At 63.6% G+C, this 21,976-nt stretch carries 23 protein-coding genes; 15 read left to right on the top strand and 8 right to left on the bottom strand.

The genetic code is table 11. The annotated features are described in order from the left end of the window. Positions 1-187 precede the first annotated feature (187 nt). Entirely contained in the window at positions 188-1,078 is an 891-nt protein-coding gene (locus SADO_RS08645; RefSeq protein ID WP_353110776.1) for a 5'-nucleotidase, read from the top strand. Between the two features lie 18 nt (positions 1,079-1,096). On the opposite strand, the gene SADO_RS08640 is transcribed toward SADO_RS08645, so the two are convergent. Next, a complete protein-coding gene (locus SADO_RS08640; protein WP_353110775.1) occupies positions 1,097-1,690 on the bottom strand; it encodes a hypothetical protein in 594 nt (197 codons plus the stop codon). A 63-nt stretch (positions 1,691-1,753) separates the two neighbouring features. Here SADO_RS08640 and SADO_RS08635 point away from each other — a divergent pair, with 63 nt between their 5' ends. Beyond that, positions 1,754-2,575 (top strand): M90 family metallopeptidase, encoded by an 822-nt coding sequence (locus tag SADO_RS08635; RefSeq protein WP_353110774.1) that lies wholly within the window; start codon positions 1,754-1,756, stop codon positions 2,573-2,575. On the opposite strand, the gene SADO_RS08630 is transcribed toward SADO_RS08635, so the two are convergent. Together SADO_RS08630 and SADO_RS08625 are read right to left on the bottom strand one after the other, a co-directional pair. After that, a complete protein-coding gene (locus tag SADO_RS08630) occupies positions 2,562-3,623 on the bottom strand; it encodes a saccharopine dehydrogenase family protein (protein WP_353110773.1) in 1,062 nt (353 codons plus the stop codon). The two genes, SADO_RS08635 and SADO_RS08630, sit on opposite strands and share 14 nt — an antisense overlap. A gap of 50 nt (positions 3,624-3,673) precedes the next feature. Beyond that, positions 3,674-4,498 carry an SDR family oxidoreductase gene (locus SADO_RS08625; RefSeq protein WP_353110772.1) on the bottom strand — a complete coding sequence of 275 codons (825 nt, stop codon included), beginning with the start codon at positions 4,496-4,498 and terminating at the stop codon, positions 3,674-3,676. 142 nt (positions 4,499-4,640) lie between these two features. On the opposite strand from SADO_RS08625, the gene SADO_RS08620 reads away from it, so the two are divergent. From SADO_RS08620 to SADO_RS08580, 9 genes are all read left to right on the top strand, one after another. Then, positions 4,641-5,342, top strand: coding sequence for a histidine phosphatase family protein (locus SADO_RS08620; protein WP_353110771.1), 702 nt, complete (start codon positions 4,641-4,643; stop codon positions 5,340-5,342). Between the two features lie 8 nt (positions 5,343-5,350). Continuing rightward, the gene (locus SADO_RS08615) at positions 5,351-6,079 is read left to right on the top strand and encodes a TetR/AcrR family transcriptional regulator (protein WP_353110770.1); all 729 of its coding nucleotides are present in this window, start codon (positions 5,351-5,353) and stop codon (positions 6,077-6,079) included. Next, a complete protein-coding gene (locus SADO_RS08610) occupies positions 6,076-7,140 on the top strand; it encodes a phosphotransferase family protein (RefSeq protein WP_353110769.1) in 1,065 nt (354 codons plus the stop codon). The genes SADO_RS08615 and SADO_RS08610 overlap by 4 nt, the downstream gene beginning before the upstream one ends. A gap of 50 nt (positions 7,141-7,190) precedes the next feature. Next, the gene (locus SADO_RS08605; RefSeq protein WP_353110768.1) at positions 7,191-7,808 is read left to right on the top strand and encodes a glutathione S-transferase family protein; all 618 of its coding nucleotides are present in this window, start codon (positions 7,191-7,193) and stop codon (positions 7,806-7,808) included. 1,089 nt (positions 7,809-8,897) lie between these two features. Continuing rightward, positions 8,898-9,524: a methylthioribulose 1-phosphate dehydratase gene (locus SADO_RS08600; RefSeq protein ID WP_353110767.1), complete on the top strand. Its 627-nt coding sequence runs from the start codon at positions 8,898-8,900 to the stop codon at positions 9,522-9,524. Continuing rightward, positions 9,521-10,267: an acireductone synthase gene (gene mtnC, locus SADO_RS08595; RefSeq protein WP_353110766.1), complete on the top strand. Its 747-nt coding sequence runs from the start codon at positions 9,521-9,523 to the stop codon at positions 10,265-10,267. Before SADO_RS08600 ends, mtnC begins: the two co-directional genes overlap by 4 nt. A gap of 47 nt (positions 10,268-10,314) precedes the next feature. Beyond that, the gene (locus SADO_RS08590) at positions 10,315-10,878 is read left to right on the top strand and encodes a 1,2-dihydroxy-3-keto-5-methylthiopentene dioxygenase (protein ID WP_353110765.1); all 564 of its coding nucleotides are present in this window, start codon (positions 10,315-10,317) and stop codon (positions 10,876-10,878) included. A 60-nt stretch (positions 10,879-10,938) separates the two neighbouring features. Continuing rightward, the gene (locus SADO_RS08585; protein WP_353110764.1) at positions 10,939-11,286 is read left to right on the top strand and encodes a MerR family transcriptional regulator; all 348 of its coding nucleotides are present in this window, start codon (positions 10,939-10,941) and stop codon (positions 11,284-11,286) included. 101 nt (positions 11,287-11,387) lie between these two features. Then, complete coding sequence (locus SADO_RS08580) at positions 11,388-11,786, top strand: carboxymuconolactone decarboxylase family protein (RefSeq protein ID WP_434547892.1); 399 nt, start codon at positions 11,388-11,390, stop codon at positions 11,784-11,786. An 18-nt stretch (positions 11,787-11,804) separates the two neighbouring features. Here the strand turns inward: SADO_RS08580 and mtnA are convergent, their stop codons facing one another. Genes mtnA through SADO_RS08565 form a run of 3 tightly spaced genes read right to left on the bottom strand, consistent with a single transcriptional unit; the run spans position 11,805 to position 15,755 of the window. Then, positions 11,805-12,854 carry an S-methyl-5-thioribose-1-phosphate isomerase gene (gene mtnA / locus SADO_RS08575; RefSeq protein ID WP_353110763.1) on the bottom strand — a complete coding sequence of 350 codons (1,050 nt, stop codon included), beginning with the start codon at positions 12,852-12,854 and terminating at the stop codon, positions 11,805-11,807. A gap of 27 nt (positions 12,855-12,881) precedes the next feature. Next, positions 12,882-14,237, bottom strand: a complete 1,356-nt coding sequence (locus SADO_RS08570; protein WP_353110762.1) for a phosphohexomutase domain-containing protein — start codon at positions 14,235-14,237, stop codon at positions 12,882-12,884. Positions 14,238-14,261: 24 nt separating this feature from the next. Then, on the bottom strand, positions 14,262-15,755 hold the full coding sequence (locus SADO_RS08565; protein WP_353110761.1) for a mannose-1-phosphate guanylyltransferase/mannose-6-phosphate isomerase: 1,494 nt from the start codon (positions 15,753-15,755) through the stop codon (positions 14,262-14,264). Positions 15,756-15,982: 227 nt separating this feature from the next. On the opposite strand from SADO_RS08565, the gene SADO_RS08560 reads away from it, so the two are divergent. Further along, positions 15,983-16,930, top strand: coding sequence for a L,D-transpeptidase Cds6 family protein (locus SADO_RS08560; RefSeq protein ID WP_353110760.1), 948 nt, complete (start codon positions 15,983-15,985; stop codon positions 16,928-16,930). A gap of 4 nt (positions 16,931-16,934) precedes the next feature. Beyond that, positions 16,935-18,143 carry a L,D-transpeptidase family protein gene (locus SADO_RS08555; protein ID WP_353110759.1) on the top strand — a complete coding sequence of 403 codons (1,209 nt, stop codon included), beginning with the start codon at positions 16,935-16,937 and terminating at the stop codon, positions 18,141-18,143. Positions 18,144-18,401: 258 nt separating this feature from the next. Here SADO_RS08555 and SADO_RS08550 read toward each other — a convergent pair whose 3' ends face one another. Together SADO_RS08550 and SADO_RS08545 are read right to left on the bottom strand one after the other, a co-directional pair. Continuing rightward, positions 18,402-19,049: a thiol:disulfide interchange protein DsbA/DsbL gene (locus tag SADO_RS08550; RefSeq protein WP_353110758.1), complete on the bottom strand. Its 648-nt coding sequence runs from the start codon at positions 19,047-19,049 to the stop codon at positions 18,402-18,404. A 36-nt stretch (positions 19,050-19,085) separates the two neighbouring features. Beyond that, positions 19,086-20,105: a c-type cytochrome gene (locus SADO_RS08545; protein ID WP_353110757.1), complete on the bottom strand. Its 1,020-nt coding sequence runs from the start codon at positions 20,103-20,105 to the stop codon at positions 19,086-19,088. A gap of 175 nt (positions 20,106-20,280) precedes the next feature. Between SADO_RS08545 and yihA the strand changes: the two genes are divergently transcribed. Both yihA and SADO_RS08535 read left to right on the top strand, forming a co-directional pair. Continuing rightward, on the top strand, positions 20,281-20,895 hold the full coding sequence (gene yihA, locus SADO_RS08540; protein ID WP_353110756.1) for a ribosome biogenesis GTP-binding protein YihA/YsxC: 615 nt from the start codon (positions 20,281-20,283) through the stop codon (positions 20,893-20,895). Positions 20,896-20,950: 55 nt separating this feature from the next. Further along, positions 20,951-21,154, top strand: coding sequence for a hypothetical protein (locus SADO_RS08535; RefSeq protein ID WP_353110755.1), 204 nt, complete (start codon positions 20,951-20,953; stop codon positions 21,152-21,154). Positions 21,155-21,976: the final 822 nt, after the last annotated feature.

Genomic DNA, 21,976 nt, shown 5'->3' with positions numbered 1-21,976 from the left:
TCTCACACAATCAGCGAATTTTGCTAAAAACAGGCCTCTGGCCAGGCTGCTGAATCCGTTGAAATATCGGATCCGCCAACGCTTGAGACTTTAGTCTCAGCCGATAGAAAAGCAGCTGACCAAGCCTGAAAGGCGCCTTTTCGCCCGCGGGGATACAGTCACCGCAACGAACGCTACACTTGCCGCCATGAGCAAACACCCCGACAAGCTGGTCATCGGCATCTCCTCGCGCGCGCTGTTCGATCTCGAGGAAAGCCACCGAGTATTCGAGACCGACGGCCGCGAGGCCTACTGCAATTACCAGATCCAGCACGAGGAAGACGTGCTGGAACCGGGCGTCGCCTTCGGGCTGGTACGCAAGCTGCTGTCGCTCAACGAGGCGGAAAGCGAACGCGTGGAAGTGATCCTGCTGTCGCGTAACAGCGCCGATACCGGGCTGCGCGTGTTCAACTCCATCGCCCACCACAAGCTGCCGATCACCCGCGCGGCCTTTACCAGCGGCAGTTCGCCGTATCGCTATGTAGGCGCCTTCGGCGCGGATCTGTTCCTGTCGGCCGACCCGGACGACGTGCGCGCTGCACTCAAGGCCGGTTGCGCTGCCGCCACCATCGTGCCCGGCCACTCGCTGGCCGGCGCGGACGGCGCGCTCAAGATCGCCTTCGACGGCGACGCGGTGCTGTTTTCGGACGACGCCGAGCGCATCTTCAAGGAACAGGGTCTGGAAGCCTTCGCGGCCAGCGAAGTCAGTTCGGCCGGCGACCCGCTGCCGGGCGGGCCGTTCAAGGCGTTCCTGGAAGCGCTCACGCGCATCCAGGCCGAATTCGACCCTGCCGACTGCCCGATTCGCACCGCGCTGGTGACCTCTCGTAGTGCACCGGCGCACGAACGCGTGATCCGCACGCTGCGCGCCTGGCATATCCGTATCGACGAGGCGCTTTTCCTGGGCGGCATGACCAAGGCCGAGTTCCTGGAGGCCTTCGGTGCCGATATCTTCTTCGACGATCAGGCGACCCATATCGGCAAGGCCGCCGGCCGGATCGCGGCCGGGCATGTGCCCCACGGCGTGGCCAACGAATAACCAAGGCAGGCGCGCGCGTTATTCCTCATGACGCCGGCGGGCGTTGACGATATACCGATTGAAGTCGTCGTTCAGCGCCTGGACGATATCCGGCTTGGCATAGACGACCATCAGCTTTCGGGTATTGAGCAGCGTCGGGTAATCGATCACCAGCAGGCAGCTCGTGAAATTCCAGCGCGCGTTTTCCACCTGCTGGGCAGTCAACGCCCAAAGCCCCGCCGTCTGGGCCGGCAGCGCAACGAAGTTGCGCTCGATGAGGCCGGCCTTCTCGTGCTGGGTTGTCGCCGGATTACGCCGGCGTGCAATGATGTCGTTGGGCTTGCGTGGCCGGATGACGTCGCCTGTATCGCCGATATAGGTCAGGCTCACATGCACGTCGTCATCGGTGATCAGGCGCACGTCCCGGATGGTTACCCGAACGCCGGTACCGTTAGCGCAGATGATGTGTACGCGGTCTTCGTCGGGGTCGCTGCGCTCGGGCTGCACGAGCTGTTTGAGCTTGTACTCGAGGCTGCGGTTACGCAGGACATAAAACGCATAGACCAGCATCGACCAGATCACGAAAGAGGTCACCGTGCCGAGAATGCTTTGCCCTATTTCGAACCAGCTCACGAGCGGTCACCGTCCCTTGTCTGTATGGCCGCACCTCGCGCACAGCGCTGTCGGAGCCTCTGAATGAATATCGCTGGCGCGACCCTTGTCCTGGCCGGCGCGCTGGTCGTTGCTGCAGGCATTATCGCTTATCCGCGCTTGCGTGCGCTCGGGCGGGGCACGCCAACGCTGGCCGGTGACGAACACGCCCGCCTGTTCGAAAGACTGCCGTGGGCCGCATTGCTGGATGACCGTCAGCGAGATCGGCTGGCCATGCTCGCCGCGCAAATGCTCGCCGAGGTGCGCTTTGTCGGCTGCAACGGGCTCGACGTCACCCGCGACATGGAGCTGGTGATCGCAAGCCAGGCCAGCCTGTTGTGTCTGGGGGCCCAGCCCGGCGTGTTCGATCTGCCCGGCGAGATCCTGATCTACCCGGACGCCTTCTATATCCCCCAGACGCTGCCCGATGAACAGGGCCTGGTGGACGATCTGCCCATGCTCGCTTCGGGCGAGGCCTGGGATAGCGGGCGCGTGATTCTGGCTTGGGCCGAGATCGAACAGGCGCTGGCGGGCGCCGACCACAACGTGATCCTGCACGAGTTCGCGCACCTGCTGGATTTCGCCGCACCGCAGAACGAGGGCGCTCCGCCGATGGCGGATGTCGACAGCTGGTCGCAGGCGTTCGGCGCGGCTTTCGAACAGCTTCGCGATGAAGGCTCACCGGTGCTGGATATCTACGGCGCCGAGAACCCCACGGAGTTCTTTGCCGTGGCGGTCGAGGCCTTCTTCCAGCGCGGCGCGGCACTGAAAGAAGCCCACCCGGCCATCCATCAGCTCATGGCCGCCTATTTCGATCTCGACACGGCAGCCACGGCGCCCGACTTCAGCGCGTCTACTCCTCGCTGATCTCCACCCGGCCGCTGCCGGGCAGGCGCTCGACCAGTTCCTTGCCCGCCAGCCGCGATGGCGTATAGGCGCCGCCGGCCGGCGCGCCGGCCAACAGTTGCTCAGCGATCGCCAGGCTGGCGTGGATGGTGACTTCGTAGCCGTTGGCGACATGCACGCGAGCCACGCGATGCTCGCCGCGGTCGTTCACCACCTCGCCCCAGACATGGGTGGTCGCTTTCTCGCGCTTGGTTTCGTCCGGGCCGGCCACGCGCGCGGCGCGCGATTTGAGGAACGACTGCACCGGCGCAAGCCCCAGCAGCGGGCGAACCCAGTTCAGCCGCTGGACCTGCTTGATGCGCTTGGGCGACATCGGCATATACACCTCGATATCGCTGATACCGGTCGTATGCCAGGCCGTGGAGACATCGCCCCAGGGAATGGTCATCGCCTGCTTGGCGCCGTTGCCGAAATCGATCTCGCGCACACTCGCGGCAAGCGGCACGGTGGTGATGCGCCCGTTGCGGCGGATCTTGCCGCCGTCGGCCAGGCCTTCGACCGAGGTCTTGGCCGTGCCCGGCGAAAAGCCCGAGCGCGAGTCGAACCCCAGCGCCAGTTCCGCCGCGTCCGGCAAGGCCTCGATGAGATAGGCAGCGATACAGTCGGTCGGCACCACGTCGAAACCCACGCCGCTGCACAGCACCACGCCGGCCTGGGCAGCATGCTCGTGGCGGCCGAAGGCGTGCTCGAAAACGTTGATCTCGCCGGTGATATCGAGATAGTGCGTCTGCGAGCGAATACAGGCCGCAATCGCCTGCGGTGCGGTCGCCGAGAACGGCCCGGCGCAGTGCAGCAGCACATCGATACCGTCGAGATACGGGGCGATATCGCCGGCCTCGCGCATGGCGAACACCCGGTAACCCAACCCCAGTGAATCGGCCAGCGGCTTGAGTTGGTCCTCGCTACGGCCGGCCAGCACGGGCGAAAGGCCCTGGGCAACAGCCTGGCGCGCGATCAGCTCGCCGGTATAGCCGTAGGCGCCATAGATCATGAACACGGGGTTGGTCATCGTCGGTCTCGAATCGAGCGGGCGGTCGACGGCGGGGCCGGACCGCGGCTCTAGCGGGTGAAGGAGCGCGTCGCTTTCAGTACCGCATTGAAGAAAGTGTCCGGGGACAGGCGCTTCATGCGGTACTGCCAGCGGGCGGTGCGGTGCGAGATTACAAGAAACTCGTTCTCGCGTACGGCACGGTGGATATCGTCGGCCACGTCGGCAGCGCTGACCTTGGCCCGCTGCATAAGCTTGTCGACCATCGCGCGCTGGCGATCGTTGGTGCCGCGAAACGATTCCAGCAGGTTGGTGGCAAAGAAGGCCGGACAGGCCACGGTCACGCCCACGCCGTTGTCGTGCTCCTCGCCACGGATCGATTCCGACAGCGACAGCACGCCCGATTTCGCGACGTTGTAGGCCGCCATGCCGGGCGCGTTCGCAACCGCGGCGAAGGAGGCGATATTGATCAGATGGCCACGGCTGGCGCGCAGCATCGGGAGCGCGGCGCGGCTGCCCCGGACCGCACCCATGAGATTGATATCCAGCATCCAGTCCCAGTCCGCCAGCGGCGTATCGACCACCGAGCCGGCATTCGATACCCCGGCGTTGTTCACGAACACGTCCAGCCCACCCCACTCCTGCTCGATCCGAGCAAGCAGGGCATCGAAATCCTCGACCTTGGTGGTGTCCAGCGTCTGCGCGATGGCCTCGCCCCCGGCCTCGTTCACTTCGCCGGCGACGCGACGGGCGCGCCCGGTCTGGATATCGGTCACCGCCACGCGCCAGCCTTCCTGGGCATAACGCAGCGCCAGTTCTCTACCGAGGCCGCTGCCGGCGCCGGTGATCGCGATACGCTTGCCGGCAAGCCGGTCCGATGTGCTGTCATTGCTCATGTGTAGCTCATGTGTGAGCCATGCCTGGCCCATGCTGATGACGCGCCGTGTGCGCCCGATCGATTCGACAGCCGGCGAGTATAACGAACGAACGTCCGTTTCCCGTTGACCCTGTAATCAGGGGCTGCCTATAGTCGCGTCCATGACTCAACTCATTCTTATTCGCCACGGCCAGGCCAGCTTTGGCGCGGCGAACTACGACCGCCTGTCCGAGACCGGCGAACGACAGGCCCGTCTGGTCGGCCGGCATCTGGCCGCGCGCGGCCAGAAATTCGACGTGCTGATGGCCGGCGACATGCAGCGCCAGCGCCGTACCGGCGAGCTCGCCCGCGAATCCCTGCCGGACGCGCCCGAGCTGGCGACCGACACGGACTTCAACGAATACGACGCCGACGCCATCTTCAAGGCCTATGTGCCGCGCGTTTTCGACGAGCATCCGGAACTGGGCGAGGCACGCGACCAATTGAAGACCGATCGGCGCGTGTTCCAGAAAGTCTTCGAAAAGGTCACTCGCCACTGGCTGGCCGGCACCCCGCACGACACACCGAACTGTGAATCGTGGGTCGATTTCCGGGCCCGGGTACAGCGCGGCCTGGAACGGCTACGCAGCGATTATCCGCGCGATGCACGGATCGGCGTGTTCAGCTCCGGCGGGCCCATCGCGGTTTCGATCGCGACCGCCACCGACGCCAGCCACGCCAAGACCATCGAGCTCAACTGGAGCGTGTACAACGCCGCGATCAGCGAACTGCGTTCGACCCGCGACGGCTGGCGTATGCTCGGTTTCAACGACATCGCGGCGCTGCACGCAGCCGACGATGCCTCCCTGATCACCTTCCGCTAGGGCTATTCGTGGACCGCCTCACGCTCGACGCCTTCATCGCCCGCCACCATCTCAACAGCCGCGCCCTGTGCGCCGCGATTGTGGAAGCCCGCGAGGGTTCGATCGCGGTACGCAGCCCACAGGCTGCCACCGACAACCTCACCTGCATCATCGAGGCAACGCTGCGGCTGGCCAACCGCAAGGGCTTCGCTGCCATGACGCTGCGTGAACTCGCCGGTGAAAGCGGCCTGTCACTCGGCGGTCTGTATGCCTATATCGGCAGCAAGGACGAACTCGCACGGCTGATCCAGCGGCGTATTTCGCTAACCCTCGGTCAGGTCATGGACAGCGCGCTGGAGGATATCGAGGACAACCACGCACGTCTGGCGACCGCCATCGAAGCGCACCTGCTGACTACGGAAGCCCTGCGCGAATGGTTTTTCTTTCTTTATATGGAAGCCCATCACCTGGCGCCCGATGAACGCCGCAAGGCGGTGGTGATGGAGCAGGGATCGGAGCGCATCTTCGCGGACATCATCCGCGCCGGTCAGGCGCAGTCGCTGTATGCCGGCGTGCAGCCCGAAATCGCGGCGGGCCTGATCAAGGCCATGCTCCAGGACTGGTATCTCAAGCGGAACAAACATGCCGAACGCGGCCTGGATGTCGCCGCCTATGCCGACACGGTCACCGCGGCCGCTCAGGCGATGCTGGCCATTCCGGGCCTGGGCAGCAAACCGAATAACGAGGAGATCTCATGACCGCTATCGATCAGGCGCAGACCATCCGCGAAGGCGAGGATATCGACGCCGCCGGGCTTACCGCGTGGTGCCGCGAGCACGCGCCGACGCTGGTGCCGGCATCCGGCGATATGATCATCCGCCAGTTCCCGGGCGGCGCGTCGAACCTGACCTATCTGCTCAAGGTCGACGACCGCGAGTATGTGCTGCGCCGGCCGCCCTTCGGTAGTCAGGTGAAATCCGCCCACGACATGGGCCGCGAGTACGGCGTGCTGTCGCGTCTCGACGGCGTCTACGACTACGGCCCGACGCCGATCGTGCACTGCACCGACGAAGACGTGATCGGCGCCGAGTTCTATGTCATGGAACGCCTGCGCGGCGTGATTCTGCGTCGCGACCTGCCCGAGGATGTATCGCTGTCGCCGGCCGCCGCCACGCGGATGTGCGAACAGCTACTCGACGTGCAGGCCGCCCTGCACACCACCGATGTCGACGCCGCCGGCATGGCCGACTTCGGCAAGCCCGAAGGCTATATCGAGCGCCAGATCACCGGCTGGAACAAGCGCTATCGCAACGCGCGCACCGACGATGTCCCTGACTGCGAAGCGCTCATGCAGTGGCTCGAGGCGCGCATACCCGACGTCACCCGGCGCGCGATCATCCACAACGACTACAAGCTCGACAACGTCGTCTTCGATGAGTCGCTCAACGACATCATCGGCGTACTCGACTGGGAAATGGCGACCCTCGGCGACCCGGTGATGGATTTCGCCTGTTCGATGGCCTACTGGGTGCAGGCCGACGACCCGCAGCCGATGCTCGATATCCGCATGGGCCCGACCCATCTGCCCGGCATGCTCACGCGTGACGAGATGCTCGCGCGCTACCGCGACAAGACCGGCCACGCCATCGAAGACTGGCCCTTCTATCAGGTCTTCGGCCTGTTCCGGCTGGCCGTGATCCTGCAGCAGATCTACAAGCGCTATGTGGAAGGCAAGACCGCCGACAAGCGCTTCGCCAGCTTCGGCCATGCCGTGAACGTGCTGCACGACCAGTGCGAGCGCGTGATCGACGCCGCCTGAAACGCCCACGCGACACCTAGAACAACGACGAACCCACCGCGAGTATCGATATGAAGCTGTACCAGAGCGACCGCGCCCCGAATCCGCGCCGCGCGCGCATGTTCATGGCGGAGAAAGGCATCGACCTCGACCAGGTCGAGATCATCAATCTCGACATCATGGCCGGCGAGAACCTCACCGACGAATACAAGACAAAGAATCCGCTGGGCGGCGTGCCCACGCTGGAACTCGACAACGGCACCTGCATCGCCGAGTCGATGGCGATCAGCCGCTACTTCGAGGAAATTCACCCCGAGCCGCCGCTGATGGGCACCAACCCGGAAGAAAAAGCCATCATCGAGATGTGGAACCGGCGCATGGAGCTGAATCTCCTGTTCCCGGTCGCCATGGCCTTCCGCAACCTCAGTCGCGCCTTCGAGGATCGCGAAACGTGCTCGACCGAATACGGCGAGATCAGTTTCGAACGCGCTACCAAGATGTTCGGCTTTCTAAACAAGCATCTGGCCAATAGCGAATACATCGCCGGCGAGTCCTACTCGGTGGCCGATATCACGGCGCTGTGTACGGTCGACTTTGCCCGCGTGGTGAAGCTGCGTATCGGCGAGGAGCAGACCCATCTCAAGCGCTGGCACGATAGCGTTTCGGCGCGGGCGAGCGCTAAGGCCTGAAAATAGCCGCATGCCGAGGGGGTGAAGCAGCGAGCCGTCTCGACGCGACGGCGCGCAGGCTTTGTCTGTATTCCCCCTGGCGTTGCGCTGAGCAGCAGAGAGACCAGCCTGAAACAGCTGCACGTTTGAGCGTTAGCGCGTTCCTGCTGCGCGATGCCGGGCGAACAACGCGGGGCATCGGTGCGAAACCTCAAGTCGATTGAGTCTCGGGCGTTAACTAAAAAATCAGCGGGTTCGGGCCACGAGTTTTTCGGCACTCACGAGTAAATCGCACCTTTTGTTTCGCACTGCTGTGCGACTCCCTTTCTTTTGCTTGTCCAAAAGAAAGTAAGCAAAGAAAAAGACACCCGGCACGGCGCCGGCGCACTCCGATGCTCGCGCCGAAGGGATGCGGCCAGAACTCGGATCGCTTTGGCGATCCTCAGACAGCTGGCCGCACCGGCGCAGTGCGCCGGACACCCTTCGCCACTGCGCGTCTCCGTCGCCGTGCAAGGGGGTCAATACAGGCGATACAGCCGTACCCCAAGCCCTAGCAACTGCGAAGTTGAAGCTGGCGCGGGTGCCTCGTTCCGGCCGGATTACGCCTTGGGCTAATCCGGCCTACATAGATCGAGAGGCGACCTTCAGCGAGCTTGCCTGTATTGGGGCCCCTTGGGCGCAGCGCCGAGCAGTGGAGGCCGAAAGCGGATCAGACAGCCGGATGTCTGAGTCGCGCGTAGCGCGGCGAGGTTCCGGCTGGCCCGCTTTCGGCCGGAGCCGCGCAGGGCACCGATGCGAAGCATCGGGGCAAGACGGGGGGGCCTTTGTTTTGGTGCCTTTTATTTGGACAAGCAAATAAAAGACACTCGCACAGCAGTGCGAAACCCCAAGCAACGCTCGCCTAGGTAGTTGATTCAAGAACCGTTGAACCGCAGCCAGAGCGTCTTCCCCACTCACCAGTTGAACGAAACTCCAAGCCGAACCGACGCAAACACGCCCCCACTCAGGCCCGCTTTTAAGAGCCACCTAGGCCAGTCGAAAAGCCACCATTGGCCACCCTGCCAACACAGCGCTAGCATGCCCGCCTGACGTTCGATAAAAGCCACCCGAATGACCCAAGACGCGGCGACGACCGCCGGCGCCGAAGCCCTCTGCGAAACCGTGCGCTGGTTCGCGCAACGCGGCTATTGCCCTGGCACCGGCGGCAATTTCTCGCTGCGCGTGGATGACGAACGTCTACTGATCACTGCCTCCGGTGTGGACAAGACCGCACTCACACCGGCCGACCTGCTGCCGATGACCGTCGAGGGCGCGTTGCTGAGCGACGGCAAGCCGTCGGCTGAGACCGGCCTGCATCTCGCGCTCTACCAGCGCGACCCGGCAATCGGCGCGGTACTGCACGTGCATTCGATCGCGAACACGCTGATGTCGCGTATCGGCATGCCGCAGCAGCTGCGTTTCGAAGGTTACGAGATGCAGAAGGCGATCACCGGTAACCATACCCACGCGACACGGATCACCCTGCCGGTGCTGGATAACAGCCAGGACATGGACGAACTCGCCAGCGCGCTCGCACAACGCTACGACGAGGCCACGCCGGCTTACGGCTTTCTGGTCCGCGGCCACGGCATCTATGCCTGGGGCGCCGATCTGGCCAGCGCCCGCCGCCATCTGGAGGGCTGGGAATTTCTGCTCGCCTGCGAACTGCAGCGCCGGCAACTGGAGAACATCCGATGAATGAATACATGAACGATCCCGACCGTCTGCGCCTGGAAGAGCCCACGCCGGACGTACGCGCGATCATCACCGATATCGAAGGCACAACTTCGGATATCGCCTTCGTCCACGACGTGCTCTTTCCCTATGCGCGCGAATACCTGCCGGAGTTCGTGCGGGCCCGCGCCGACGACCCCGAAGTGGCGGCGCTGGTCGAGGACGTGCGCAACGAGGCGGACGCCACCGACGTCGATCTCGACCGCGTAATCGATATCCTCGGCCAGTGGATGGACGAGGATCGGAAGTCCACGCCCCTCAAGGCGTTGCAGGGCATGGTCTGGCAACAGGGCTATACCGACGGCGATTTCACCGGCCATGTCTACGACGATGCCGTCGCCAGCATGCAGGCCTGGGCCGACGACCGGCGCGCGCTGTATGTCTATTCCTCCGGCTCGGTGACCGCACAGCGACTACTGTTCACCTACAGCGACCACGGCGATCTCACCGATCTGTTCTCCGGCTATTTCGATACCCGGATCGGGCCGAAGAAGAAGATCCGCAGCTACAAGGCGATCGCCGCCGAACTGGGCGAGCCACCGTCGTCGCTGCTGTTCCTCTCGGACGTCGGCGACGAACTGGATGCCGCGGCCGAGGCCGGCCTGCAGACCTGCTGGGTCGCGCGTGATGAAGACACGCAGGAAAAAGCTAGAATGAATGAAAGACATCCCGTGGTCGCCTCGTTCGAGGATATCGAACTGATCTGACGTGGATGGCCACAACGCTGGACTGGACCAACGCGCGGAGCGATGCGATGAGCCAACTGACCGTCTATAACGAAAACGATACCGACACCCCGATCCTCGAGACCCGCGACGCCGACGAGATCGCGCGCGAGCTCGATACCGTGGGCGTGCTGTTCGAGCGCTGGCCCGCCAGCCACGCGCTACCGGCTGACGCCACGCCCGAACAAATCGGCGAGGCCTATGCCGACGACATCGAACGTCTGCAGCAGCAGTTCGGCTACGCGACCTGGGACGTGATCGGCCTGCACCCCGAACATCCGCAGAAAGACGCCATGCGCGCCAAGTTCCTCGACGAACATACCCACAGCGAGGACGAAGTGCGCTTCTTCGTCGATGGCGCCGGCCTTTTCACCCTGCATATCGGCGACAAGGTGTATGCAACGCTCTGCGAAGCCGACGACCTGATCAGCGTGCCCGCCGGCACCCGGCACTGGTTCGACATGGGCGACAAGCCGCATTTCAAGGTGATCCGCCTGTTCAACAACCAGGAAGGCTGGGTGGCGAACTTCACCGGTACGGAGATCGCCAAGGATTTCCGGCCGTCCGGCGAACAGATGCTCGGCCAGGGCTGAGACAGTCCTTCTGGATGGGCGTCATCGCGTACGCCCGTCCGTTTTCATGAACCCATTGCCGTGAACATCGGGCAATTTGCCCAGCGCAGCGGCGTCTCGACCGACACCCTGCGCTATTACGAAAAGATTGGCGTGCTGCGCCGTATTGGGCGCAACCCAAGCGGCCATCGGCAGTTCGACGCCAGCGATCTCGACTGGATCGCGTTCGTACTGCGGCTCAAGGCGACCGGCATGCCGCTGGCCGATATCCGCCGGTATGCTGAACTGCGTAGCCAAGGCACGGCGACCGCGGGCGAGCGCCAGGCATTGCTCGAAGCCCATGCGCGCGACCTGGAAGCGCGTATTGCCGAAGATCGTCGCCATCTCGCCGGCATTCACGCCAAGATCGATTTCTATAAACGACGCTAGGCCAGTGCTAGACGGCGCTTGTGGCCGTGCTTGACCTGGAGTTCACTCCAACTTGTAGCTTGAGGCTGTCCTGTTTCGACATCCCGCTACCGAGAGTGATCATGCACAACACGCGTTATGAATCCGGCCTGGCCAAGCTCAAGGAGATCGACGGCGCTGCCGGCGAAGCCGTTATCGAGAGCCTGCAGATCATCGCGCCGGATCTGGCCCACTACACGATCGAATTCCCGTTCGGCGATATCTACCAGCGCCCGGGGCTGGACTTGAAAAGCCGCGAGCTCGCGACGGTCTCGGCGCTAACCGCGCTTGGCCATTGCGCGCCGCAGCTCAAGGTACATATCCACGGCGCGCTCAACGTCGGCGTGACGCCCGAACAGATTATCGAAGTCATCATCCAGATGGCGGTCTATGCCGGCTTTCCGGCCGCGCTCAACGGCATGACGGTCGCCAAGGATGTGTTCGCCGAGCGAGGCCTGCTCGACGAAACGTCCACAGCCTGACGCAACGCATGACGATGCTCAGCCCATATTGCGCCTGGCGGCCGTCGTCTTTGGTCCGAACACGCCCTCGGCTACCGCGGCATGCTCGTAGACGCCGGTATCGAGCACCCAGTGGTCGATCAGTGCAGCGGGCGTAACATCGAAGGCCGGGTTGGCGACGCGTGCATTCGCCGGCGCCCAGCACAGTTCGCCGGCGGCGCCGGTCACGCCCCGAACCTCGGCTGCATCACGCTGCTCGATCGGAATCGCGTCGCCACTCGAACAGGCCGGGTCGACCGTCGTATGCGGTGCGACCACGGCGAAGGGAATGCCGTGGTGACGGGCGAGTACCGCCAGACCGTAGGTGCCGATCTTGTTGGCGAAATCGCCGTTGGCGGCGATCCGATCGGCGCCGACGATCACGCGATCGACCTGGCCGGCGGCCATGAAGCTGGCGGCCATGCTGTCGGCGATCAGGCGATAGTCGATTCCGAGCTCGCCCAACTCCCAGGCGGTCAGGCGTCCGCCCTGCAACAGCGGCCGGGTCTCGTCGACCCACACCGAAATACCCTTGTCCTGCTCATGCGCGCGCCGGATCACGCCGAGCGCGGTGCCGATGCCGGCCGTGGCGAGCCCGCCGGTGTTGCAGTGCGTGAGGATGCGCTCGCCGGGCGCGACCAGCGCCGCGCCGTGCTCGGCCATGGCGTTGCATAACGCACGGTCGTCATCGAACAGCGCTTCGGCAGTCGCCACGACGGCGACGCGCCAGTCGTCGCCGTCGAGTGCGGCACGCAGCGCGTCCATGGCGTGCATCAGGTTGACCGCGGTCGGCCGAGCGGTGCGCAAGCGTTCGATCGCATCGGCAATCGCGGCGTGCTCGTCGCCGTGCTGTACGCGTACGGCAACCAGCAGCGCCGCAGCGATCGCGATCATTGGCGCGCCGCGGGTCCGCAGCGCATGGATGGCCTCGATCAGCGTGTCGACATCGTCGACCGCGAACCAATCCTGAACCTGCGGCAGGCGCGACTGGTCGAGCAGCTGCAGCCGGTCGCTCTGCAATCGCAGCGCCAGGCATTCACGATCCTGCATTGATCCTCCGTAAACGCGGCGCCCGCGCTAGTGCTGCGACAGGCGTTCGAGCAGTTCGTCGGTCTTTTCCTGCATGAGGGCAATATCGCCACGCGTCTCGACGTTCAGGCGTACGACGGGCTCGGTGTTCGACTTGCGCAGGTTGAAACGCCAGTCGCCGAAGTCCATCGACAATCCGTCGACGTGCTCGACCGCCTGCGCGGTGGGGCCGTAATGCGACTCGAGGTCGGCCAGCGCGGCATCCGGATCGCCGATCTCGCGGTTGATTTCACCCGAGGCCGGGTACGCAGCGATGCGCTCTTCCACCAGCGTGGATAGCGGCTTGCCGGTCTCGCTGACCAGCTGGGCCAGCACCAGCCAGGGCAGGTGGCCATTGTCGGCATAGGAGAAATCGCGGAAGTAATGGTGCGCGCTCATCTCGCCGCCGTAGAGGGCATCGGCGTCGCGCATGGTCTGCTTCATGAAGGAGTGGCCCGACTTGGATTGCACCGGCTTGCCGCCGTTCTCCTCGACCTGAGCGAGCGTGTTCCAGGTCAGGCGCGGATCGTGAACGATCGCTTCCCCCGGATTCATCTTCAGCAGCATCTCGGCGATCAGGCCGACGATGTAATAACCCTCGATGAACTCGCCGCGCTCGTCGAAGAAGAAACAACGATCGAAATCGCCGTCCCAGGCCACGCCGAAGTCGGCGCCATGCTCGCGCACGGCCGAGCCGGTGGCTTCGCGGTTTTCCGGCAGCAGCGGATTGGGGATGCCATTGGGCAGATTGCCGTCCGGCTCGAAGTGCTTGCGCACGATCTCGAACGGCAGATGCGGCTCCAGCGCTTCGGCGACGAGGCCGGCACAGCCGTTGCCCGGGTTGGCGACGATCTTGAGCGGCTTGAGATTCTCCGGCTTGATCTGGTCGAGGAGAAAACGCACATAGTCGGCGCGCTGATCGAGCGGCTTGCGTTCGCCTTTACGAGCCGGCTCGGGGAAATCGTTGTCGTACGCCCGCTTCTCGATATCGAACAGTCCGCTGTCGCTCGAGATCGGCTTGGCCTGTTCGCGCACGAACTTCAGGCCATTGTAATCCTTGGGATTGTGGCTGGCGGTGACCATGATGCCGCCATCCGCGTTCTGCGAAAACGTACCGTAGTAAACCTCTTCCGTGCCGCACAGACCGATATCGAGCACGTCCGCGCCGCCGGTGGTCAGACCATCGATCAGGGCATCGGTGAGTTCCTCGCTCGACAGACGCATGTCGCGCCCGACTACCACCGTTTCGGCCCCCATTTCGGCGACGAAGGCGCGGCCAATACGCCGCGCGAGGTCCGCATTGAGTTCGTCGGGCACTTTCGCACGCACGTCGTAGGCCTTGAAGAACGGGTAGTACTCACCCATCGGGTCGCTCCTTGGTTACCGAATTCAGTCTGGTTTGCGGCCGGCCGCGTTCGCGTCCGGCACGTTGTTCGACGTGGAGTCGACAGCAATTTCCGTGTCGGGTTCAGCGTCGCTGCGCCCGTACACGTCGTCGAAGCGCACGATGTCGTCCTCGCCGAGATAGCTGCCCGACTGCACCTCGATCAGATCGAGATCGACCTTGCCGGGGTTTTCCAACCGGTGCACCGCGCCCAGGGGGATGAAGGTCGACTGGTTTTCGGTGAGCAGGCTCTCACGGCCGTCGCAGGTGATACGGGCCGTGCCGTGTACGACCACCCAGTGCTCGGCGCGATGATGATGCTTCTGCAGCGACAGCCGCCCACCCGGCTTCACGCGGATGTGCTTGACCTGAAAACGCGCGCCGACAGCGATCTGCTCGTAGCTGCCCCAGGGCCGGTAGGCCTTGCGGTACTGGGTCGCCTCTTCCCGGCCCTCATCGGTCAAACGACCCACTAGTGTGCGGATCTGTTGTTCGCAGCCGCGATCGGCGACCAGTACGGCATCGCCGGTTTCTACAATGATCGTATCGCGCACGCCGAGCGCGGCGATCAACCGGCCTTCGCTGTGCACGAAACAGTTCTGCGTGTTCTCAAGCATCACATCGCCGTGCACGCTGTTGCCGTCGGCATCCGTTCCGTTAGCCTGCGCGACGGCCGACCAGCTGCCCAAGTCGCTCCAGCCGGCGTCGAGTTCGACCATCACGGCCCGATCCGCGCCTTCCATCACCGCATAGTCGATCGAATCCACGGGACTAGCCGCGAACGCGGCTTCGTCGAGGCGCAGAAAGTCCATGTCGGTCTGGGCCTGCGCATGTGCGCTGCGCGCCGCGGCATGGATGGCGGGCGCCTGTTGTTCGAGCGCGTCCAGATAATCGCGGGCCCGGAACAGGAACATGCCGCTGTTCCAGTAGTAGTCTCGATCCGCGACATAAGCCTTGGCTCGCTCCATATCCGGCTTTTCCACGAATGCGTTCACGTCGCGCACGCCGGGCGCGACGGTCTCGCCGGCCTTAATATACCCATATCCCGTTTCCGCGCGATCCGGCCTGACGCCAAACAATGTCAGGCGCCCGGCGGCCGCACTCTCTCGCGCCCGTTCGATCGTGGCCACGAAGGCCTCGTCGTCGGTTATGGCATGGTCGGTTGGCAGTACCAGCAGATCGGTGTCCTCTCCGTGCTGGGCGAGCGCGTCGAAGGCGGCCGCGGCCACAGCGGGCGCGGTATTGCGGCGCGCGGGTTCGACCAGCACCTTGCCTTCCACGCCTGAGGCGCGCAGCTGTTCGGCCATGACGAAGCGATGCTCGGCGTTACCAACCAACAGCGCCGGGCCAAGATCGCGCAGCCGGACCAGACGCGACAGCGTCTGGTCGAGCAAGCTTGTCTCACCTGTCAAAGATAGAAACTGCTTGGGGCGGCTTTCGCGGGAAAGCGGCCACAGGCGGGTGCCGGCACCGCCGGCGAGCAGAACAGGTACCAGCATTTACTCTCCCGTGGGTTCGCGTGCGCGGAACCCGTGGCATGAAATTATCGCAGCGCCCGGGCACGCGGCCCGAAGCGGGTTTTATAACAGACCGTTGCGGTCACGCGCGCGTCCCACGAGGCCGGCCAACTTGTCTAGTATAATTTCCCAAGGCGAAGGCTGGGGGACGGTTTCGCATCAGAGCAGGCCGGCCTGGACGCGACCATGCAGCACAGGACAACGTACTCGTGACACGACGAACATCGACGAAGCCATTCGCGCCCCTGCTGGGCGTGCTGATCTTCGTGACGTCGGTGGCCGCGGCCGTGACCCTCGACGATCTGCAGAAAGAGATCGATGCCGGGAAATTCGACGCCGCCGCGCGTCAGTCGCAGAGCTATCTGGATGCGCACCCCGGCAATCGAGACGCGCGTTTCCTGCACGCCCGTGCGCTCGCCGGACAGGGCCATACCGACAAGGCCATCGCCGCATACGAGTCACTGGCTGCGGACTTCCCGCTGCGCGTTGAGCCGGCCAACAACCTGGCGGTTCTCCACGCCGATCAGGGCGAATACGACAAGGCCCGCACATGGCTGGAAAAAGCACTCGCCACGCAGCCGGCCTATGCCACCGCGCACCGTAATCTCGGCGACGTCTACACCGCACTCGCGCAGCTGGCCTATCGCAAGGCACTGGGCAGCGACGACAGCGACAAGCGGCTACCGTTGACGATGCTGGATCGTCTATATTACGCACAGGAGTCGGTTGCACCTGGGAGCGCGCCGGCACCGGCGCCGGCGAAACGACCCGCCACGCCTGAATCGGATAACAAGAACAAGATCAGTGACCAGGACAGCCGGAGCATCGTACAGACGATACGAGCCTGGGCGCTGGCGTGGTCATCGCAGGATTTCGATGCGTACACGGATTTCTACGCCGACGAGTACGACCCGGGGGACGGCATGAGCCGTGCCCAGTGGTTGAGCCTGCGGCGCGCCCGCCTGGGTACGCCCGAAGATATTCATATCCGCTTGGAGGATCCGTCGATCACACGCTTGGCGAACGGCACCGTTCGTGTGGATTTCACCCAGGAATACGAATCACCGCGCTACAGTGATCGAGTCGACAAGCACATGATCCTGGTCCGCAAGGACGCTGGCTGGCGCATCCTGCGGGAAGCCAGTGGCAAGAACTGAACCCATGCGTAACCTTCACGCCCGTACCTGTGTACTGATCGCCTGCTGTCTATGGTCGCTGTTCGCGATCGCCGGCGCCGAGGCAGCCGCGGCCGATGCGCGCGTGCATTCGAATGCCGAGTCGCAGTTGCTGGCGGTGCTCAACCTGGCCCAGCAAGGTGAATACGACACGGCAATCAACGATTTGTCGGATCTGATCGAGGCGCGCCCGAATTTCCGTCTGGCACAGCTCGTCTACGGCGAGCTCATGGTCGCCCGCTCGGGACGCAGTATCGAACCCGCCATAAGCGACCAGATGCGCGACCAGCGCGAGGCGCTGCTCGACGAGGCCAAGACCCGCTGGGCCCACCGCGTGTCGGCCGCCACCGACGGCAAGGTACCGGCTGCGATCCTGCAGATGGCACCGGAATACGAGCACGCGATCGTGGTCGACCTGGCAAACAACCGCCTGTATCTGTTTGCCAATGAGCAGGGCGTGCCGCGGCTGGTGTCCGATTTCTACACAACCATCGGCCGTGGCGGTGCAGGCAAGCAGGTCGAGGGCGATATGCGTACGCCGATCGGCATCTACCACATCACCCGCTATATCAACGATAACGGCCTGCCCGAGCTCTACGGCGTGGGCGCGCTGCCGGTGAACTACCCGAATGCGCTTGATCGCGCCCGCGGCCGCACCGGCTACGGCATCTGGCTGCACGGCGTGCCTCGCACGACCTATTCACGCACGCCGCGCGCCAGCGAAGGCTGCGTGGTGATCGCCAACGATGACTTCGAATCCATCCGTGACCATGTCAACGTGGGTACGACGCCTGTACTGCTGACCACAGGGATCGACTGGGTGCCGGCTGCGGACGTCGAGAAACGCCGCACGGAAGTGCTTTCAGCGGTGGAGTCCTGGCGTCACAGCTGGCAGGCGATCGATACCAAATCCTATCTGACCTATTACTCGCCAGATTTCGTCAGCGACGATGGCCGGGACAAGCCTGCTTTTGCTGCCTACAAGAAGCAGGTTAATGCGTCGAAAACCGATATCTCGGTCGATCTGAACAATATCAGCATCTTCCGCTACCCCGGCGAAGATCGCATGGTGAAGGTGACGTTCAACCAGAACTACACCAGCAACAACTACCAGGCCGAAGACCGCAAGACCCAGTACTGGCAGCAGAGCGAAGATGGCGACTGGCAGATCGTTCTCGAGACCGAGAGGGACTGAGTCGACCCTGGCCCGTCTGTCTACGAACGCAGGCGATCGCTCGAACAGGATTCACGCCGCCATCAAGCGCCGCTACCGTGATCCGCGACGCCCGACAGGCGGGATCGACAAGCATTGAAGGATAGCGAGGCCAGTCGCACGGCGAACAGCGAGCTTCGAACGAGGCGTCGTGGAAAACGCCGGATATCACCAGCACAGCCGGCGCATTCAAGACGTTGTGGCGAAGCCGACCACAGCCGGCCGCGCCACCCCGCAGGTTCAACCGCCGTTCTTGTGCCGCTGCTGGCGAATCAAAAAGTCCGCGACGTCGAACATCTCATCATTGCTGCCGGCGGTACGGCCACTGACGTAAGCCTGCCCGGCCACGCCGAGGCTCGGCGTGGCAGTCACACGATAGCCGCGCATGGTCTCGCCCGCCTGACGGACCTTCGCGCTGACTTCGTCGCTCTCGAAGGCCTCGACAAAGCGCTCGCCGTCGACGCCCTGATCTTCCATGAATGCTCGCATATCGGCTTCCGATAGCAGACGGCGACCGTCATCATGGATGGCACTGAAGATCTTGCCGTGCACGTCTTCGAGCACGCCGAGCTTCTCGGCGGCGTAATACAGCCGCGCATAGGCCTGACCGCCTGCACCGAACAGCACCGGCACGCGCGAGAACTCGACGTCATCGGCCAGCGATTCACGCCATTCCTCGACGTCGGGCTCAAGATCTTCGCAGTGTGGACAGCTGTAAAGGAAGAACTCGACGACATGGATCTTACCGTCGTCAGGCTGGGCCACGGGTTCTTCGGCGGCTCGGTAATGCTCGCCGGCAACATAGCGGGACACCAGGCCCTGCGCGCTTGCCACGCCGAACACGGCCAATAACAGCACAGCGGCTGCCGCGATGCGGGATGCTCTCATGCTTTGCCTTTCGATTGCGGCGGGCGCCGCCAACGGCTACTGCGTGTTCGAGTCGTCGGCTGAGGCGTCCGCGTTGTCTTCGGAGTTGTCGTTGTTCTGAGCGGCATCCGAGGCCGGCTGATCCTGCGATGACGACGAGTCGCCGTCCGAGGGCGCGTCTTCGCCTGTGGACTCTGCCTGTTCACCTGAAGCGCTGTCGGTGGCCTGGTCATCGGCAGACGAATCCTCGCCCGCTGCCGCGCCAGCTTCTTCCTTGCTGGCAGCGTCGGCCTTGCCCGATTCCTCGTCGCTTGCCTGCTCATCGGCCTGCGACGTGTCGCCACCGTCACCGGATGCGTCACCGCCCGTGTCGCCACCAGCTGCGCCGGCCGCCGCAGCCGGGCCACCCGCGTTCTGCATCAGCGCGCCGTACTCCTTGCCCTTGCTTTGATCGGTCATCGGCCCGAGACCGGCGACATACGAAGCCAGCGCCTGAATGTCGTCGTCGGACAGGTTCTCGGCTACGCCATTCATGATCGTAGCGTTACGATAGCCACTGCGCTTGCCGTCGCGATACGCCTTGAGCTGGGCCGCGACGTACTGCGGTGACTGGCCGGACAGGCGCGGGAACTTCGCCGCGGCATTACCCAGGCCACTCGGGCCATGGCAGCCGGCACAGGAAGGGATATCGTTCTCGGGATCGCCGCCGTGATAGATCGCGGCGCCAGCCGGTGCCACCTTCACATCTGCCGCGCCGGGGCGAGTCTGCTGATCAGCGAAATAGGCGGCCAGATCCTTCATGTCCTGGTCGTTCATGCCCGCGACCTGCCCGGCCATGACACCGTTCTGGCGATCGCCGGACTTGAACAGCTTGAGCTGCTCGTAGATATAGGGCGCGCCCTGGCCTGCAAGCTTCGGAAACTGACCGGACTGCATGTTGCCCTGTGGGCCATGGCAGGCCGCGCATTGGCCCGATTTGGTCTTGCCCGCCTCGACGTCTCCGTCCACAAGCGGCTCGGCAGAGACTGCCCCTGCACAGATCATCAAACCGAACAACACAAAAAAGCGCTTGGTCATGTCGTAGTCGTCCCCGACGCAAAACGGCAGCACAATGGCGCTATCCGATGCCCGTACCGGATTTTGGCTGCCCACTGGAAATAGCCTTTATTGTATACCACCCGGTGCGCGCGCCACAGTGCGCACCCGAGCGCTCGACTCCACCTGCCAGACCCGCCACATCCGGTCCTTGCCCATGACAGCGATTACGCCAGCCGATTTCAACGCGATGCAATTCGTGTGCTCCGCGCCGACGCCCCGGGCGTTTCCAGCGCCCAGCGTTGCCGAAGTGGCTTTTGCCGGTCGCTCGAATGCCGGCAAGTCGAGCGCGCTCAACACCATCTGCTCGCGGACCGGGCTGGCGCGCACCAGCAAAACGCCCGGGCGCACCCAGGCGATCAATTTCTTCACCAGCGAAAGCCTGCAGTTCGCGGATCTGCCCGGCTACGGCTTCGCGCGGGTGCCGCCGGCGGTCAAGGCACAATGGCAGGCGTTGATCGAGGGCTACCTGAGCAGCCGCGAAACGCTGGCGGGCGTGGTGTTGATCATGGACGCGCGTCGGCCTCTCATGGACTTCGACCGCCAGCTCATCGACTGGGGCTCACAACAGGGCCTGGCTTTTCATCTGGTGCTGACCAAGGCCGACAAGCTCTCGCGCAATCAACAGATCAAGGCGTTGCGCGCGGTCGAACGGGAGATGCCCGAGGCAACGGCACAGCTTTTCTCTGCTCTCAAGCGCCTGGGCGTAGACGAAGCCCGCAACGCCATTGCGGAACTTGCCAATAGTCTGCCCACGGAATCCGACTTGTAAATGAGAATCATTCCCATATATGCTCGAAGAGCGATGTCTCAACAGGGCCGACACGATGGGATACGACATACGGGCATGGCTTGATCGCGAGGGCACCCCGCAGCTCGAGATCATCGATATCGATTCGGGCAGCGTGCGCGTGGCCTGGGATGGTCGCGGCGACCGCTCGCGGGCGATCAAGGATCTGTTTCACGATCTCATGTTGCTGAGCGTGCGCGATGAACTCACCCGCATGGACCGTGCCTTGCCGCGCCGCTGACGCACTCATCTAGACAAAATGACCACTTATCGGAAAACCGGGGTGTCGAATCGACGCGCCGGTTTTTCTATGGCATAAAGTATGTCCAACAAGGGTCTGATTGCTCAGGGATAAAAAACCCCGGCGGTAGGGGGAATACCGCCGGGGCGAGTGATCCGGCCTTGGGGGGAACCGGATCGGGTTACCGCTCAGGGAGAAAAGCGGGTAAGCATTGCGCTTACATAAGGTCAGACCGGGCCTTCGGGTATTTGTTCCGGAAATTCGAAAAAAATTTTCACGAATTTCCGATCGGCAGGTCGAACGCGGCGCAAGGGGGCTTCGCGGCGTTCGAACGGCGGGCAAAACCCGGACAAAAAGAAGCCCCGTCAGCAAGGGGGAGATGCTGGCGGGGCAATTCTACCGGTCATTGGGGGGAACCGGATTTGGATTACCGCTCAGGGAGAAAAGCGGGCAAGCCTGTTGCTTGCTCAGGTTCAGACCGCGCTCGGATCGACAGAGTTCCGCGAGCGGCGCAGAAATTTTCTGCCTGATGCCAAGACGCCTGAAAGACGGCGCAATATCGAACGACCCTACCCACGACTGGCTACAGCGCCTGCAAGCGCGGGGCTATTGAGAACGCGCAAAAAAGAAACCCCGAGGGCGCGGGGGAACGCCGTCGGGGTAAGTCTTCCGGTTCTTGGGGGAAACCGGATTTGGATTACCGCTCAGGGAGAAAAGCGGTCGAGCGTTGCACGACGCTCATGGAAGGTCAGACCCGGCTTCCCGAGCCGAGTTCCCAATCGGTTCAAAATTTTTTCGTTGGCGCATACCGCCGCAGGACAG

Source organism: Salinisphaera dokdonensis CL-ES53, from assembly GCF_040361215.1.
GTDB classification, from domain to species: Bacteria; Pseudomonadota; Gammaproteobacteria; order Nevskiales; family Salinisphaeraceae; genus Salinisphaera; species Salinisphaera dokdonensis.
The sequence above is the reverse complement of the archived record's forward strand: the minus strand, read 5'-3'. Positions and strand labels throughout refer to the sequence as shown.